15 protein-coding genes and 1 tRNA gene are annotated in these 14,028 nt (G+C 64.0%); 8 read left to right on the top strand and 8 right to left on the bottom strand.

The annotated features are described in order from the left end of the window. The first annotated feature begins 53 nt into the window (after window positions 1-53). Entirely contained in the window at window positions 54-2,219 is a 2,166-nt protein-coding gene (locus RM530_RS10445; RefSeq protein WP_311365171.1) for a sensor histidine kinase, read from the top strand. Window positions 2,220-2,274: 55 nt separating this feature from the next. After that, window positions 2,275-2,919, top strand: coding sequence for a response regulator (locus RM530_RS10440; protein ID WP_311365170.1), 645 nt, complete (start codon window positions 2,275-2,277; stop codon window positions 2,917-2,919). Window positions 2,920-2,926: 7 nt separating this feature from the next. On the opposite strand, the gene RM530_RS10435 is transcribed toward RM530_RS10440, so the two are convergent. Continuing rightward, window positions 2,927-5,392, bottom strand: a complete 2,466-nt coding sequence (locus RM530_RS10435) for a TonB-dependent receptor (protein ID WP_311365169.1) — start codon at window positions 5,390-5,392, stop codon at window positions 2,927-2,929. 414 nt (window positions 5,393-5,806) lie between these two features. On the opposite strand from RM530_RS10435, the gene metK reads away from it, so the two are divergent. Next, window positions 5,807-7,000 carry a methionine adenosyltransferase gene (metK, locus tag RM530_RS10430; protein ID WP_311365168.1) on the top strand — a complete coding sequence of 398 codons (1,194 nt, stop codon included), beginning with the start codon at window positions 5,807-5,809 and terminating at the stop codon, window positions 6,998-7,000. Between the two features lie 88 nt (window positions 7,001-7,088). On the opposite strand, the gene RM530_RS10425 is transcribed toward metK, so the two are convergent. Together RM530_RS10425 and RM530_RS10420 are read right to left on the bottom strand one after the other, a co-directional pair. Continuing rightward, the gene (locus RM530_RS10425) at window positions 7,089-7,310 is read right to left on the bottom strand and encodes a hypothetical protein (RefSeq protein WP_311365167.1); all 222 of its coding nucleotides are present in this window, start codon (window positions 7,308-7,310) and stop codon (window positions 7,089-7,091) included. A 217-nt stretch (window positions 7,311-7,527) separates the two neighbouring features. Further along, complete coding sequence (locus RM530_RS10420) at window positions 7,528-8,085, bottom strand: glycine zipper 2TM domain-containing protein (RefSeq protein ID WP_311365166.1); 558 nt, start codon at window positions 8,083-8,085, stop codon at window positions 7,528-7,530. 233 nt (window positions 8,086-8,318) lie between these two features. Here RM530_RS10420 and RM530_RS10415 point away from each other — a divergent pair. Together RM530_RS10415 and traT are read left to right on the top strand one after the other, a co-directional pair. Continuing rightward, window positions 8,319-8,394, top strand: a tRNA-Thr gene (locus tag RM530_RS10415). A gap of 54 nt (window positions 8,395-8,448) precedes the next feature. Continuing rightward, window positions 8,449-8,646, top strand: coding sequence for a complement resistance protein TraT (gene traT / locus RM530_RS10410; protein ID WP_432276088.1), 198 nt, complete (start codon window positions 8,449-8,451; stop codon window positions 8,644-8,646). 28 nt (window positions 8,647-8,674) lie between these two features. On the opposite strand, the gene RM530_RS10405 is transcribed toward traT, so the two are convergent. From RM530_RS10405 to RM530_RS10395, 3 genes are read right to left on the bottom strand one after another with little or no spacing between them, the layout of a single operon-like run. Further along, on the bottom strand, window positions 8,675-9,589 hold the full coding sequence (locus RM530_RS10405) for a TraB/GumN family protein (RefSeq protein ID WP_311365164.1): 915 nt from the start codon (window positions 9,587-9,589) through the stop codon (window positions 8,675-8,677). 8 nt (window positions 9,590-9,597) lie between these two features. Continuing rightward, window positions 9,598-10,479 (bottom strand): tRNA 2-thiocytidine(32) synthetase TtcA, encoded by an 882-nt coding sequence (ttcA, locus tag RM530_RS10400; RefSeq protein ID WP_311365163.1) that lies wholly within the window; start codon window positions 10,477-10,479, stop codon window positions 9,598-9,600. A gap of 47 nt (window positions 10,480-10,526) precedes the next feature. After that, window positions 10,527-10,796 (bottom strand): DUF167 domain-containing protein, encoded by a 270-nt coding sequence (locus RM530_RS10395; protein WP_311365162.1) that lies wholly within the window; start codon window positions 10,794-10,796, stop codon window positions 10,527-10,529. A 294-nt stretch (window positions 10,797-11,090) separates the two neighbouring features. Between RM530_RS10395 and RM530_RS10390 the strand changes: the two genes are divergently transcribed. Together RM530_RS10390 and RM530_RS10385 are read left to right on the top strand one after the other, a co-directional pair. After that, the gene (locus tag RM530_RS10390) at window positions 11,091-11,273 is read left to right on the top strand and encodes a hypothetical protein (protein WP_311365161.1); all 183 of its coding nucleotides are present in this window, start codon (window positions 11,091-11,093) and stop codon (window positions 11,271-11,273) included. Window positions 11,274-11,527: 254 nt separating this feature from the next. Then, window positions 11,528-11,833 (top strand): hypothetical protein, encoded by a 306-nt coding sequence (locus RM530_RS10385; protein ID WP_311365160.1) that lies wholly within the window; start codon window positions 11,528-11,530, stop codon window positions 11,831-11,833. An 87-nt stretch (window positions 11,834-11,920) separates the two neighbouring features. Here the strand turns inward: RM530_RS10385 and RM530_RS10380 are convergent, their stop codons facing one another. After that, window positions 11,921-12,811, bottom strand: a complete 891-nt coding sequence (locus tag RM530_RS10380) for a class I SAM-dependent methyltransferase (RefSeq protein WP_311365159.1) — start codon at window positions 12,809-12,811, stop codon at window positions 11,921-11,923. A 27-nt stretch (window positions 12,812-12,838) separates the two neighbouring features. Then, window positions 12,839-13,321 (bottom strand): peptidylprolyl isomerase, encoded by a 483-nt coding sequence (slyD, locus tag RM530_RS10375; RefSeq protein WP_311365158.1) that lies wholly within the window; start codon window positions 13,319-13,321, stop codon window positions 12,839-12,841. Window positions 13,322-13,674: 353 nt separating this feature from the next. Between slyD and RM530_RS10370 the strand changes: the two genes are divergently transcribed. Then, window positions 13,675-13,959, top strand: a complete 285-nt coding sequence (locus RM530_RS10370; protein ID WP_311365157.1) for a hypothetical protein — start codon at window positions 13,675-13,677, stop codon at window positions 13,957-13,959. The last annotated feature ends 69 nt before the right edge of the window (window positions 13,960-14,028 follow it).

Genomic DNA, 14,028 nt, shown 5'->3' with positions numbered 1-14,028 from the left:
CGCCCGTTTTCCCGAAACCATGACACGCCCCAGACCTCCGGCCAGGAAGCAGCGTGAACGCGAGTCTAGATCGGCTGCTGCCCCCGTCACGCGTACTGTGGACGGCCGCGCTGTTCTCGATACTGGTGATCGCGCTGTGCCTGAGTCTGGCCACCCGCCAGCCCTGGTTCGGGCTGCGCCTGGCACCCGAAATGCCGGATGCCGCACCCAGGATCGAAGCGCTGAACGATCGCGGGATCGACATCACGCCCGGCGAGCACCTGCAAGCGCTAAGCCTGCCTGGCGCCGAAGCCCTGCCGCTGTACGGCAGCGATCTGACGCAGGAACCCGACGTGCCCTTCGCGGACTACGCATCGTTCAATCGTTTCCTGGAGCGGCAGGAGCGCTTCGCCGCATTGCTGCGGGCACCGTCGGTCGAGCTGCACCTGCAGGATGGCCGCCGGATTTCCATGCAGACGCAAGATCACCGTCCGATCACGACGCTGCCGTTCACGTTCTGGTTGCAACTCAGCTGCGCGATCGGCTCATGGATGGTTGGCGCCGCCATCTGGGCATTCCGCCGCCAGCAACCGGCCGCGGGCGCCTTGGCGCTGTCCGGATTCGGCACCCTGCTGATGGCCGCTACGGCTGCCATCTACAGCACGCGCGAGCTGGCGCTGCCCGCAGAGCTGTTTCGTCTGCTGTCGTCGATCAATCATCTCGGCGCACTGGGCTGCTGCGCCGGATTCGTACTGGTGCTGTGCCGCTATCCCGATGTGATCACGCCGCGCTATCTCGGCCGCTCACTGCTTGCGGCGTTCGCACTGATCTGGTTGGCGGACGTGATGCAGGTGCTGCCGTACGGCAACCGCATGGTTACCGGTTCGATCATCGCCGGCTACGTGGCGGACAGCGTGCTCGCGGCGATTCAATGGCGCCGCACCCGTGGCGACCCGCTGCGCCGGGCCGCGATGCAATGGTTCCTGATGTCCTGGCTCGTCGGCAGTGGCGCCTTCCTGCTGCTGGTGCTGATTCCGGCGATGGCCGGTTTCGATTCAAGCCGCATGCAGGCCTACGCCTTCGGTCTGCTGATGCTGGTATCGCTGGGTCTGGCGCTGGGCATCGCCCGCTATCGCCTGTTCGATCTGGAGACCTGGTGGTTTCGCGCGGTCGGCTCGGTGCTCGGCGGCTTCTTCGTGATCGGGTTCGACCTGATCTTCGTCTGGCTGCTTCATCTGGAAGCGCCCACCGCCCTGGCGCTGTCGCTGGCGATCTCCGGCTGGATCTACTTCCCGACCCGCCAGTGGCTGACCACGATGCTGCTGCGGAGCATCGGCGTTCGCCAGATTCGGGATGTGCCGACACTGTTGCGCGAGGTGATCGCCGATTCACCGCTGGAGGCCGAGGCCCTGTTACCCGAATCGATGCGACGCCTGTTCGAGCCACTGCAAATGACGCCGCTGGATCAATCCCCGGAGCAGATCCGCATCATCGACGACGGCGTCGCCCTGGAAGTGCCGGGCATCGGCCGCTGGCCGGGTTGGACGGTGCGCTGGCCCGACAATGGCCATCGCCTGTTCCGCCGCGAAGATATCCAACAGGCCGACGCGGTGCGGCTGGTACTGGAACGGCTGATCGCCTATCAGGACGCGGTCGAGCAGGGTGTCGAGCAGGAGCGCACGCGCGTGGCCGCCGACCTGCACGACGATGTCGGCGCACGTCTGCTGACCCTGCTGCATCGCTCGGATTCCGAGTCGGCGCTGGCGATCCGTGAGGTGCTGTCGAGCCTGCGCATGGTGGTCTATGCACTCGGTGCGAAGCCGCAACCGCTCAACGAGGCCTTGGCCGACTGGCGCAGCGAGCTGCATGATCGCTGCGAGGCCGCCGGTGCGCGCGTCGAATGGATCGAAAGCATGCAGCTGCCGGACTTCAGCTTCGATCCGCAACAGCAATTGAATCTGGCCCGCGTGTTGCGCGAAGCCGTCAGCAATGCCCTGCGACACGCCCGGCCGACGCGGCTGCGCGTCAGTTTCGACATCACCGGCACTGTGCTGATACTCGGTGTGGAGCACGATGGCGCAGCCACCACGCCAATGTACTGGACCGAGGGCAACGGCCTGCGTGGAATGCGCAGCCGGGCACGTCGGCTCGGAGCCGAACTGCGCCTGCGCGGTGAAAGCGATCGCGTCTCGTTGACGCTGAGCGTACCGATCCGGAACGCTCCCCCAAGCAAGGGGTGACAGTCTCGCGTGGCCTGCCCCAGACTGGGGCCACATTCGGTGGAGGCTTACTAAAATGTTGCAACAGGGCCTGGTCGTTGAAGACCTCACCAGCACCGCCGAATGGCTGTCACAGGCGTTGTTGCTGGCCTTTCCCGGCATGCGTGTCCGCGTTGCCGAAAGCCTGGACGCGGCACGTAGCCTGTCGCGTGCCACCACGCCGGAAATCGCGCTGGTGGACCTGGACCTTCCTGACGGTTCCGGTATCGAGTTGATTGAGGAGTTGCGTGCCGAGGCCGCCGACTGCATCTGCATTGTCACCACGATCTATGCCGACGACCGACACCTGTTTCCGGCGCTGCGCGCCGGCGCCCAGGGCTACCTGCTCAAGGACCAGCCGGTCGAACGCCTGGTGGGCGCTCTTCAGGCGATCGACCGCGGTGAGCCGCCGCTGTCGCCGACGATCGCCAAGCGCCTGTTGCGGGTCTTCAGCCAGACACCGGTGACACCCAAGGACAGCCGGCTGACCCAGCGCGAGCTCGAAACCCTGGCGCTGATCGCCAAGGGGCTGCGACTCAGCGAAGTCGCCGAACAGTTGGGCGTCACGCGCCACACCGTGGCCGGTTACGTCAAGACGATCTACCGCAAGCTCAATGTATCCAGCCGCGCCGAAGCGGCCCTGGAAGCGGCGCGCATGGGCCTGATCAAGAACGAGTTGTAGTCCCGCCTCAGAACTGGAACCGCAGAACCCCGTAGCACTGACGGCCGCGACTGGTGCGCACCGCCTGATAGTTGCCGGGTGCGGCCGGCACGTCGGTGATCTGCCCGAGGATCACTTCCTCCGTGAGGTTCTGGACCCCGAAAGTCAGACTCCAGGCTCCGGTGATGGCGCCGGCCGACAGGCGCATGTTGATCACCTCGGTCGACGCTTGCAGCGTCACCGGATCGAGGTCGACATCGAGATAGCGTTCGCTGGTGTAGAGATAGTCGACGGCCAACTGAAAGCCCCAGCTTGGCCAGAAGCTCGGAATGCCGACGGTCGGCGTGAGGCTGCCGGTCCACTTCGGTGCCAGCGCCAGCTCGCGGCCGGTCAGATCCTGCGAATCCTCGCTCGACGAAGCCGGTGCCGGCGCGGTGGGGTAGCTGCGGTAATAGGCATCGTTGTAGCCGAAGGCCGCGCGCAGCTCGGTGCCGGGCCACGGCGACAACCAGCGCAGATCACCTTCGACACCCTGCGAGCGCGCTGCGGCAGCGTTGAGCACCTGGAACGTGGTGCCGGTGAAAGTCGAGACCTGAAGATTATCGAAGTCCGTCAGATAGGCCGCGAGATTGGCCTGCAGTACGCCACCGAACAGACTCGACTTCACGCCGAGTTCGTAGCTGTCGGCCTCCTCCGCGTCGAATTCCAGGTTCTCGTCATTGAACGGCAGCGCGTTGAAGCCGCCGCTTTTGTAGCCGCGCGCCCAGATCGCATAGGTCGAGATCTGATCATTGATGGCGTACTTCACGCCAAACTTGGGAGAAACTTCGGATTCGCTGCGGCTGAGATCGGAGACATGATCGGCCTGACCCGTCACGATCGGCAACAGGATCGCGCCGTCTCCGTCGGAAACGAAATGGCCTTCCTTGTCTTCCTGCCCGAGTCGCAGCCCGGCGACGACGGCGAAGTCGTCGGTCAGATAGCTGGTGATCTGCCCGAACAGGGCATAGGACTCGGTCTGCTGGTCGAGCGTCAGCAAGGCGGTCTCGCTGGTGAACGGCAGGTCCGGCGTGAACGGACCGATCAGGTTCAGCAGCTCGCCCAGGATCGTGCCGATCGCCGGGGAACCGCCGCCCGGTGTGCCGCCGGCTCGCGCCGCGATCACGTAACCGGCCGCCGCCTCGATGTCTTCCAGGATCACCCGGTCATTGGTGTTGTAGTCCGAATAAAAGCCGTAGGCCCCTACGATGAATTCGCTGCGCTCGGTGCCGAAGCCAGAACCAAGACGACCCACCAGACGCAGCTCCTGACTGTACTGGTCATAGGGGCTGGGGTCGGCCTGGCTCAACTTGAGGAACGGCGCGGGCGAGGCGTCGAAATCCAGCGTACGCTCTCGCAGATCGTAGCCCGCGTAGGCGGTGATCGAGTTCAGGGTGATATCGCCCGACAGCTCCCAGTCGACATTGAGCTGCGCGCCGTACAGCGTGGTGTCGGTATAGGAATCCACGTTCGAGGACAGTCGTTCGTTGCTGGCATCGGCCTCGACCTCGGCATCGTAAGCCTGCAGGAAAGTGAGCATCGAATCCGTGACCTTCGCCAGCTGGAACAGATTGCTGTTGGCGCTCTGGTCGGAGACGAACACCGAGGGACGCAGCGTCAAGGTATCGCTCAGCTTCCATTCGAACTTGAGGCGGCTGCTGACGGCGTCGACGTTGCCTTCCGGACGATCCAGCGTGGTGTTGTAGTAAAGACCCTCGTCACGCGAAATCGATCCGGCGTAGCGCAGCCCGAAGTCCGGCGCCAGTGGCGCGGTGCCCCCGAAACGCACGTCGCGCGTATCGATGTCCTGCGCGGTGAACATGAAGTCGCCGTTGAGATAGTCCTGCACCGGCGTGGTCGCCACGTTGAGGACCCCGGCAATCGTGTTCTTGCCGAACAACGCGCCCTGCGGACCGCGCACCACCTCGAAACGGTCGATGTCGAACAGAATCGCGGACAGGAACGCGGTGCGGCCGTAGTAGACATCGTCGACGATGGCGCCGACCGAGGACTCGAAACCGAGGTTCGACGGCGGTGTGCCATAGCCGCGGATGCGGACCTCGCCAGCGAACGGGGTGACCCGCACCTGGGTGCTCGGCACGTAGCCGTTGATGTCGTTGATCGTCTGGATCTTGGCCTGCTTCAGAAACTCGCCGTCAAGCACCGTCACCGACGCCGGGACTTCACGCAGCGTCTGCCTGAACTTTTGCGAGGTCACCATGACATCGCCCAGCTGCACCGGGTCTTCGGCCGGCGGCGGCAGGTTAGCCACAGGCTCGTCCGCGACGCTGATCGTCTCGATCTCCGAATACTCGGGCACCGGCTCTGACGAAAACTCGAAGTGCTCGTCCGTGGCCCGCTCCGCATCCGATTCGTCCTGCGCCCGCGCCTGCAGACAAACCACACAGCCCAGACAGGCCGCCAGCACGGCAAGCGGCCGATTCCCTATACGCATCCCTGCCCCTCCCCGATTCGCCAGCTCCGAAGGCTGGCTTGCTATTCCATTCGATCGGTGCGGCCATTCGCATGGGCCGATTCCCGAATTTCCCGCTTTTCCATATCCCTGGACTCCCTGCTGCAACGCACGTGCCGGAATTTACCGCGCATACAGACAGACTCTTTCTATGGATTGCGAAAACCTGCAAAGAAAATACTATTGACGGCTTGTAAAGTTTTGTTAAGCCGCCGTACCCGGCCGCGTCCCAGCCGGAAGACCAGGTCCGTCATCGCAATCACACGCCTTCACACCTATAGTGCTCTGGTCCGGGTAAGGATAGAATATCCGCCTATCCGGATAAACGGATTGTTCATTCCGGCGATTCTTCCGGAGCTGTCCCAAGCGTTTTCGATCCCAGCGAGGTTGCATGCAGTGAGCGAGTACCTTTTCACATCGGAGTCGGTCTCCGAAGGCCATCCGGACAAAGTCGCCGACCAGATTTCGGACGCCGTTCTGGACGCGATCCTGGCCAAGGACAAGTTCGCGCGCGTGGCTTGTGAAACCCTGGTCAAGACCGGCGTCGCCATCGTCGCGGGTGAAGTCACTACGAGTGCCTGGGTCGACCTTGAGGAATTGGTGCGCAAGGTGATCCTCGACATCGGCTACACCTCGTCGGATGTCGGCTTTGACGGCTCCACCTGCGGCATTCTCAACATCATCGGCAAACAGAGCGTCGATATCGCGCAGGGCGTGGACCGCGCCAAGCCGGAAGATCAGGGCGCCGGCGACCAGGGCCTGATGTTCGGTTACGCCACCAACGAAACCGATGCGCTGATGCCGGCGCCGATCCTGTTCTCGCACCGCCTGGTGCAACGACAGTCCGAAGCACGCAAGTCCGGCCTGCTGCCGTGGCTGCGTCCGGACGCGAAGAGCCAGGTCACGCTGCGCTATGGCGACGACGGCAAGCCGAGCGCAATCGACGCGGTGGTGCTTTCCACCCAGCACAATCCCGAGGTCAAGCAGGCCGACCTCAAGGAAGCGGTCATGGAACTGATCGTCAAGCACGTGCTGCCGCCGGAACTGCTGACGTCCAAGACCCAGTACCACATCAACCCGACCGGCCAGTTCATCATCGGCGGCCCGGTGGGCGACTGCGGCCTGACCGGCCGCAAGATCATCGTCGACACCTACGGCGGCTACGCCCGGCATGGTGGCGGTGCGTTCTCCGGCAAGGATCCGTCCAAGGTCGACCGCTCCGCCGCCTACGCGGCGCGCTACGTGGCCAAGAACATCGTCGCCTCGGGTCTCGCCGAGAAATGCGAAGTCCAGATCAGCTACGCCATTGGCGTGGCTGAACCGACCTCGGTGATGGTGACAAGCTTCGGCACCGGCAAGATCGGCGACGACAAGATCGAAGCGCTGGTGCGCCGTCATTTCGACCTGCGTCCCTACGCGATCACGACCATGCTCAACCTGCTGCACCCGATGTACCAAGCCACGGCGGCCTACGGCCATTTCGGTCGGGAGCCGGTCGAGATCACGCAGGCGGACGGCACGCGCTACACCGCGTTTTCCTGGGAGAAGACCGATCGCGCCGAGGCGCTGCGCGCCGACGCCGGCCTCTGAGCGCTCGGTCGGTCCCCGCCCGCGTCATGAAGAAGGGCCGCCCCGCCGGGGCGGCCCTTCTTCATTGGCGCCATCGGGTTCGACGGCTTCAGCGGCGAGTCCCTCGGCGACGCTCCTGCCCATCCGGAGGCCCATCGTTTTTCTGCCGACGATCGTCCCGTTCCTTGTTGCGGCGTTCGAAACGACGCTTCTCGTTGAGTTTCCTCAGCTCACGCTGCTTTCTATGCGAAGTCGAGAAAAACTCCCGGTAGGCGACAAACACCAGCGCCGCCGCCACTACGGCGTAGAACAGTATTTCCACGATCCACACGACTATTTCTTCCCTCGTCGCTGCCAGGTCAAGCATTCCCTTTGACGCATCCCGAGCACCGCCACATTAGCGTGAATCACGCGTCGCGTGATGCCGACCTCCCTTCGCCCGCCTGCGAGAAAGGGGGGACCGCTCGCGACTGCGAGCGGTGGGTGCGGGGAACGGCCATGCCGCAGTAGATTCATTCTGCGGGGTGCGCTTGCGACATGGCCATAGGTCACATCAACTGCAGGTTCTCTCCGACGATGCGAACCTTGCTTCCGACCGAGAGGCCGGCGGGATCGGTCACCTCCACCACGCGTGTTCCGCCGGCCTCCATCGCCACCGTGACGCGGTAGTAGCTGGTCGAGCGGACCCGCTTTTCGACTTCATGGCCGGCCATGGCACCGCCGATGGCACCCGCCACCGTGGCCAGATCCTTGCCCTTGCCGCCGCCGAACTGATGGCCGACCACACCACCGACCACGGCACCGGCCAGAGCTCCGCCACCGCTGCCCGCGCCCTTCTCCGTCACCGGCTCGATCGAGCTGACGCTGCCGCAATCCGCGCAGACCGGCGCCGGTGCAGGCGCAGCCGCCTGAGGTTTGGGCGCGGGTGCCGGAGCTGGCTTGGGCGCAGCGGGCGCAGGAGTCGGGGCGGGTTCCGGCGCAGGTTGCTCCATGGGCGTGTCCGGCTCGCCGGGATCGGCCGGTCCGGTCGGGCTGTCGCAGGCCGAGATCAGAAAGGCCGCGAGCAAGCTCAGCGAAATCCACAAAATCCGAAACTGTTTCAGCATGATCGTGCTCCGTTCGAGCGATGGGCCTTTGAGTGTAGCGTGGTGGCCGCAACACGTCCCTGTCATTCAATACAGGCTCCAGGCACCCACGGCCGCAGCCGGCCGCGATTGGCATATGGCATACAGCAAGAACCAGCATCTTTCGATGGTGGCGTCCCGACCTTCCAGGTCTCGCCGACGCGCCACGAACGATTTCCCGCGACCCGGCTGGCTGTTAAACTGCGTGATCGCGTGCCGGCTTAGCTCAGATGGTAGAGCTACTGATTTGTAATCAGTGGGTCGGGGGTTCGATTCCCTCAGCCGGCACCAGTTTCTCGGGTGGAGAGCCTGACTTCTGACGGCGTTGCGCAACTCCGGAAATACCTGGGGCGGAGCGATACGCAGCTCGACAATCAGGTCGCGGACGCGGGCTCCTCACGGCAGACCGTTTCCGAAGTCAGTGACCGCAAGGACTACCGCACGCGCATCGTCACTACCGCCAACAAGGCCAATCTCGAACTCGAGGAGGCGCAGTCGCAGATGTTCGAGCGTACCGCCTACGCGATGGCCGGTTTTTTCTGACGGTAGGTAGCCTGATGCCGACGCAGCCTCAAGGCTGCGTCGGCGCCAGGTCGGCCTCGACCGGCGTTGGCGTGTAGCCGTCAGCCGCCAGCGTTTGCAGCAGCCCGTCGCCGCCGACGAGGTGTGCGGCGCCGACGACAATCATGGTCGGCTTGCGGCCATCGAGTCGCTGGCGCAGGTTTGCGAGCCAGCCAGCGTTGCGTCCCGACAGCACGCGCAAGTAGATTTCAGGGTAGCCGCTTTTCATTTCGGCGATGTTCTCGGCCAGCGCCGCGGTGTCGCTTTGTCGCCAGATGCGCAGCAGGGTTTCGGGTTGCGGGCCGCTCGGTTGGTCTTCCTCGATGGCGGCACGCAGGTAGGCTTCCTCGACGGCGGGGCCCATGCCGGACAGCACATGAATCTGCTGGTCCACGCTTTCCAGCCATTCGATGGTCTTGCCGCCGTCAAGCGCGCGCTTGAACAGGCGTCCGTCGATGCCGTATTCGGCCGCAAAGCCGGCGCGTTGATAGCGCAGCAGTTCCAGCGACATCGCCACGAACCAGGGTTTGAACGAGTCGAAGGACCCGGCCGGCAAGCCCAGTCCGCCGAGGTGTTCGCTCAGGGCGTGGTAGGTCTCGGCATGTAATTGTCCGCGCAGTCCGCCGGGCATCGGCGCGCGCGCGGCGGTGAGGAATCGCTGTTGCGTGTCCGGTTCCTGGAGCGCGTCGAAATCGGTTTCGAATACCACCACATCACTGGCCTTCAGTGCGCGCTCATAGGCTGCTGGAAGCACCGCTTCGGATTCCGGGAGCAGATGGATCGAGCCGAGCAGGTAGTGGGTGGTTCTTGCGACATCGATGCGCCACAGGAACGGCGCCTGGTCCTGGGCGGCGGCCGGGCCAAGCCTGAGCAGCACGGCCAGCGTGAACAGTGCCCATAGCGTGCCGGCGAAACGCTGGCTCATTGGTTTTTCTATTCCGCCGTGGACGCTGTGCCCGGCATCAGCCAGTCATGATCGGGCGCGTTGCGGCCCCCCAGGTTGGCGAAATCGAACAGCACGCGGTCGGCTAGTTGGGAGGGCTGCACATTGCACAGCGAGGTGAAGATGTGCTCGATTCGCGAGGGATCGCTGCGTTCCCAGTCGGCGATCATGCGGCGTACCTGCTGGCGCTGCAGATTGTCCTGCGAGCCGCAGAGCGTGCACGGGATGATCGGGAAGGCACGCTCCTCGGCGTAACTCGCAATGTCGCGTTCACGACAGTAGGCCAGCGGGCGGATCACCATATTGCGGCCGTCGTCGGAGCGCAGCTTGGGGGGCATCGCCGCCAGCCGCCCGCCAAAGAACAGGTTGAGGAAGAAGGTCGCGACGATGTCGTCCTTGTGATGGCCGAGCGCGATCCTGGTGTAGCCGTGTTCGGCGGCAAAGGTGTACAGCGCGCCGCGCCGCAGCCGCGAGCACAGCGAGCACATCGTCTTGCCTTCCGGGATCACGCGCTTGACCACCGAATAGGTGTCCTGCTCGATGATCGTGTACGGAATGTCGAGGTCGGCGAGATACTCCGGCAGGATGTGCTCCGGAAAGCCGGGCTGCTTCTGGTCGAGGTTGACGGCGTGAATCTCGAAATCCACCGGCGCCTTGTCGCGCAGCTGCAGCAGAATATCCAGCATCGTGTAGCTGTCCTTGCCACCGGACAGGCAGACCATCACGCGGTCGCCGTGCTCGATCATGCGGTAATCCTGAATCGCCTGGCCCACAAGACGCCGCAGGCGCTTGTTGAGTTTGAGCGACTCGGTGCGTGCGCGACGCGGCAGACGGCTGAGGTCGACGGTGGTTTCGGTGGTGGTGTGGGTCACGGTACTGGCCCGCCGATCGGCGGGTGATGGTCAGACAGTGGTCAAGTCTAGCAGCCGAGTCCCCGATGCAGTTCCTCGGACGTGAGCCCCGAAATCTCGACGGTCTTGCGCGAGCGGCTATGGCCGGCCGTAATGTTCAGTGCCGATTTGGCGATGCCGAGCTGTTTCGCCAGCAGTGCGATCACGGCCTCATTGGCCTTGCCGCGTTCTGGCGCGGCCGTGACCGACAGCTTCAGGGCATCGCCATGCCAGCCCAGAATCGCGTTGCGCGAAGCCTTGGGCGATACCTTGAGGGATAGGCTGGCCGATATCGTCATCCCCACATGCTGCGGTTGCTGTGCCCATGCCTGCAAGCCTGGGACGCCGACTTGCCTGCGGAACTGCGTCACGGGCGTGGGCGGCGACGAAGCGGACATTGGGGTTTGACGCCGCGTTGTTCGGCGCCGCGGCTGGATCGGGGTGGGGGCAGCGTTGGGGCTGGGGCCTGGGCAATCCCCGAGTCGGTCCATGATCGATCTGCGCGGCCACCCAAGGTTTTCAGTGATGCTTCGGTAGGCTATGGGAGCGTCGGACGGACGCTGCCGCGTCATTGCCCGGCGCTGTTCGGCCTGTTGGTCAACGAGGCACTCATTGAGTCGGAAGCTGCGCAGAGCCTGAGCCTGCTGGCCCAGTTCTGTGAAGACGTGATGGCGCGTGGGGACGTGTTCGATCCCCGGCGGCTGACTTGGCTGATCGACACGCGGTCCGAACAGCTGATCGCATTGACCGATACCTTGTGTCTCGCGCTGAGATAGCGTCTCGCCCGCACCTGTCCTCGCGGATCGCCGATGCGAACGCTGCCCGGGCTGCGGCAACAGGGCTTTGAGGCCTTCCGCTTGCGCCGTACGCGACCGTCTGTCGCCCCAATCCGCTCGTCGAGTCGAACCTGTATCCGAAACAGGGGCCCAAGCTCTACAGTAGGAATCGGCCATATGGGTTCGATTCTCACTGCCCACTATGTCCGTAACGATCTCACGGAACGGGGTTGATCATGATCAGGACTCGACAAATGATGGGGCACGCGGTGAGCGCCGGCTCGGCGCGCTCGGACCTGCCGACCGAGCTTGAGCTGTGGCCACAACGGCGCAAAGTCGCCGGCAGCGCGCATGGCCCGCCGAGCCTTGGCATGCTGTTGGCGGTGCTGCCTTCGCCGATGCTTCTGCTGTCCGTGCTGATGGCGCTGCCGAAACTGCTGGGGATCCATCTGTGGCCGTGGTGGGTCGCGGCGCTGCCGGTGATGCTGCCAGTGTCCCTGGGCGCTGCCTCAGTGTTGCTGATCGTAACCAAGGTGTGGATGGTGCCGCGCCAGCGCTAAGGAAGCACAGCTGACCGAGTTCGCTCGCTGTGGTCATGCAGAGCTTCCAGCAGGCCCCACCGATGGATGCCCGCGAAACCGTCAGCGTCAGCGCCAGCGCGGTTTCGAGAATTTCAGCGTCATGCGGTCGGACTCGCCGATCGACAGATAGCGTTCCCGGTCCTGTTCTCCGAGCCGCAGCGTCGGCGGCAAGGTCCATACGCCTTCCGGATGCTCGGTCGAATCCTTGGCATTGGCGTTGACTTGCGAAGCGTCCAGCAACTCAAAACCCGCCGCCTCAGCCAATTCCCGGACATAGGCCTCGGTCACGTATCCCGTCTGCTTCATCGTCTCCAGATCGGTGTTCGGCAAGGCCCGATGTTCCACGATTCCGAGCACGCCTCCAGGCTTCAGGGCCAGATGGAAAGCCCGGAACATCTCCGACTCGTAGCCGCCGACCATCCAGTTGTGCACATTGCGGAAACTCAACACGTAGTCGGCGGTGTCCGCCGGTACGATCTCGCTGACGCCTCGCCCGGCCTCCGCGATCCGGACTTGGCCATACAGGTCGGGACGCGAATTGAGCTTGCCCAGAAATTGGCGTCGCTGGCTCGCAAAGAAGCCGTCGCCGGATGGATCCTCTACCGGCGGCAGCGCTGCGTAGTACTGCCCCCAGTCGCGTACGAACGGTGCCAGCAGTTCGGTATACCAGCCGCCACCCGGCCAGATTTCCACAATGGTGTCGTGCGGATCGATGCCGAAGAACGTCAGCGTCTGCGCCGGGTGCCGGCCGGTATCACGCTGGCGAAACGCCGGCGTGCGATGCGCACTCGTGACGAGGTGCGCGATCAGCGGGTCGAGCCCTGCCGCGCGTGCCTGCTCGGTCGTCATGGGCACGGGCGGCGGCAGCGGCTCGGGGGGCGGCAAGGCTGTGCGGCAGGCCGCCAGTCCAAGCAACAGGCAGCCGACCCATGCCTGCCGCCACCCTGATGCGTTCATCCCGCGACCGCGCCTGTCAGCGCCGACTCAGTGTTCGTGACCGCCTGCACCATGTACGTGACCGTGCATGACTTCCTCGGCGGAGGCTTCACGAACCTCGGTGACCTCCACATCGAAGTTCAGCGTCTGCCCGGCGAGTGGATGGTTGCCGTCGACCGTCACTTCCTCGTCGCCGACATCGGTGACCACCACCGGCACCGGACCCTGCTGGGTCTCGGCCTGAAAGCGCATGCCGGGTTGCAGTTCGGGCACGCCGCCGAAGGCGGAGCGCGGTACCACCTGGATCAGCTGCTCGACGCGTTCGCCATAGGCTTCACCCGGCTCGATCGTCACTTTGAAAGCGTCACCGACCTTCTTGCCATCCATCGCCTTTTCCAGGCCCGGAATGATGTTGCCCCGTCCGTGCAGATAGGCCATGGGCTCGCTGCCGCGAGATGTGTCGAGCTGCTCGCCGGCTTCATTGGTCAAGGTGTAATGGAAGTGGGCAACGCAGCGCTCGGCAATTTGCATATCTCAATCCTGAATGTTCGAAACGTCCGCGCATGCTAACCCAGGCCGCGCTCAAGCCGAAGCGCTGCGGGCATCAACGGCCGGCCATTTTCCAAGTTTTCGGGGGACTCCCGAGTCATAGATTCGATTCGATTTTGCCTGAACTGGCGAAAACCGCGATCAGCTTCGCGTGTTTCACCAAACCTTAGCCAATCAATCAACTCGAAACAGGACCTGATCACGACGGAAATCCAGAAACATTAATATATTCAATACGTTATTGTTGAAACTTCGATCTGGCACAGCTCTTGGACCTAGCTCACCAGTCGCCACCGAGAAGTTCGAGCGACACAGGGATCATCGGGAGAATTGCAATGTCGAACATCAAAGCGAGCTTTGTCGCCGTCATCATCGGCGGCACTGCCCTGCTGAACGCGGGTTTCGCCGCCGCCGAGGGCCCGCGCGAGACCGGAGTCGGTGCGCTCATCGCTGCGCAGGGAAATCAGGCGCTGCTTTCGATCAAGCGCGATATCCGGACGCAGGTCCGCCAGTTGGGGCCGGCGCCGTTACCGACCTGGGTGCTGGATACTGCGCAATACCGGCACTCCGACACCGACGCAAGCGCGAAGCGCGACCGTATCGGTTCGCAAACCATCTAATTAGGCCGCCGCCGGGCCGGGCTGGCGCGAGCGGGGGGTCGCCAGCGGGTCGGTTTCCAATCAGCATCC

Origin of the sequence: Banduia mediterranea, from assembly GCF_031846245.1 — a bacterium.
In the GTDB taxonomy this organism is placed as follows: Bacteria; Pseudomonadota; Gammaproteobacteria; order Nevskiales; family Nevskiaceae; genus Banduia; species Banduia mediterranea.
This window is presented reverse-complemented; position numbering and strand designations above follow the sequence as displayed.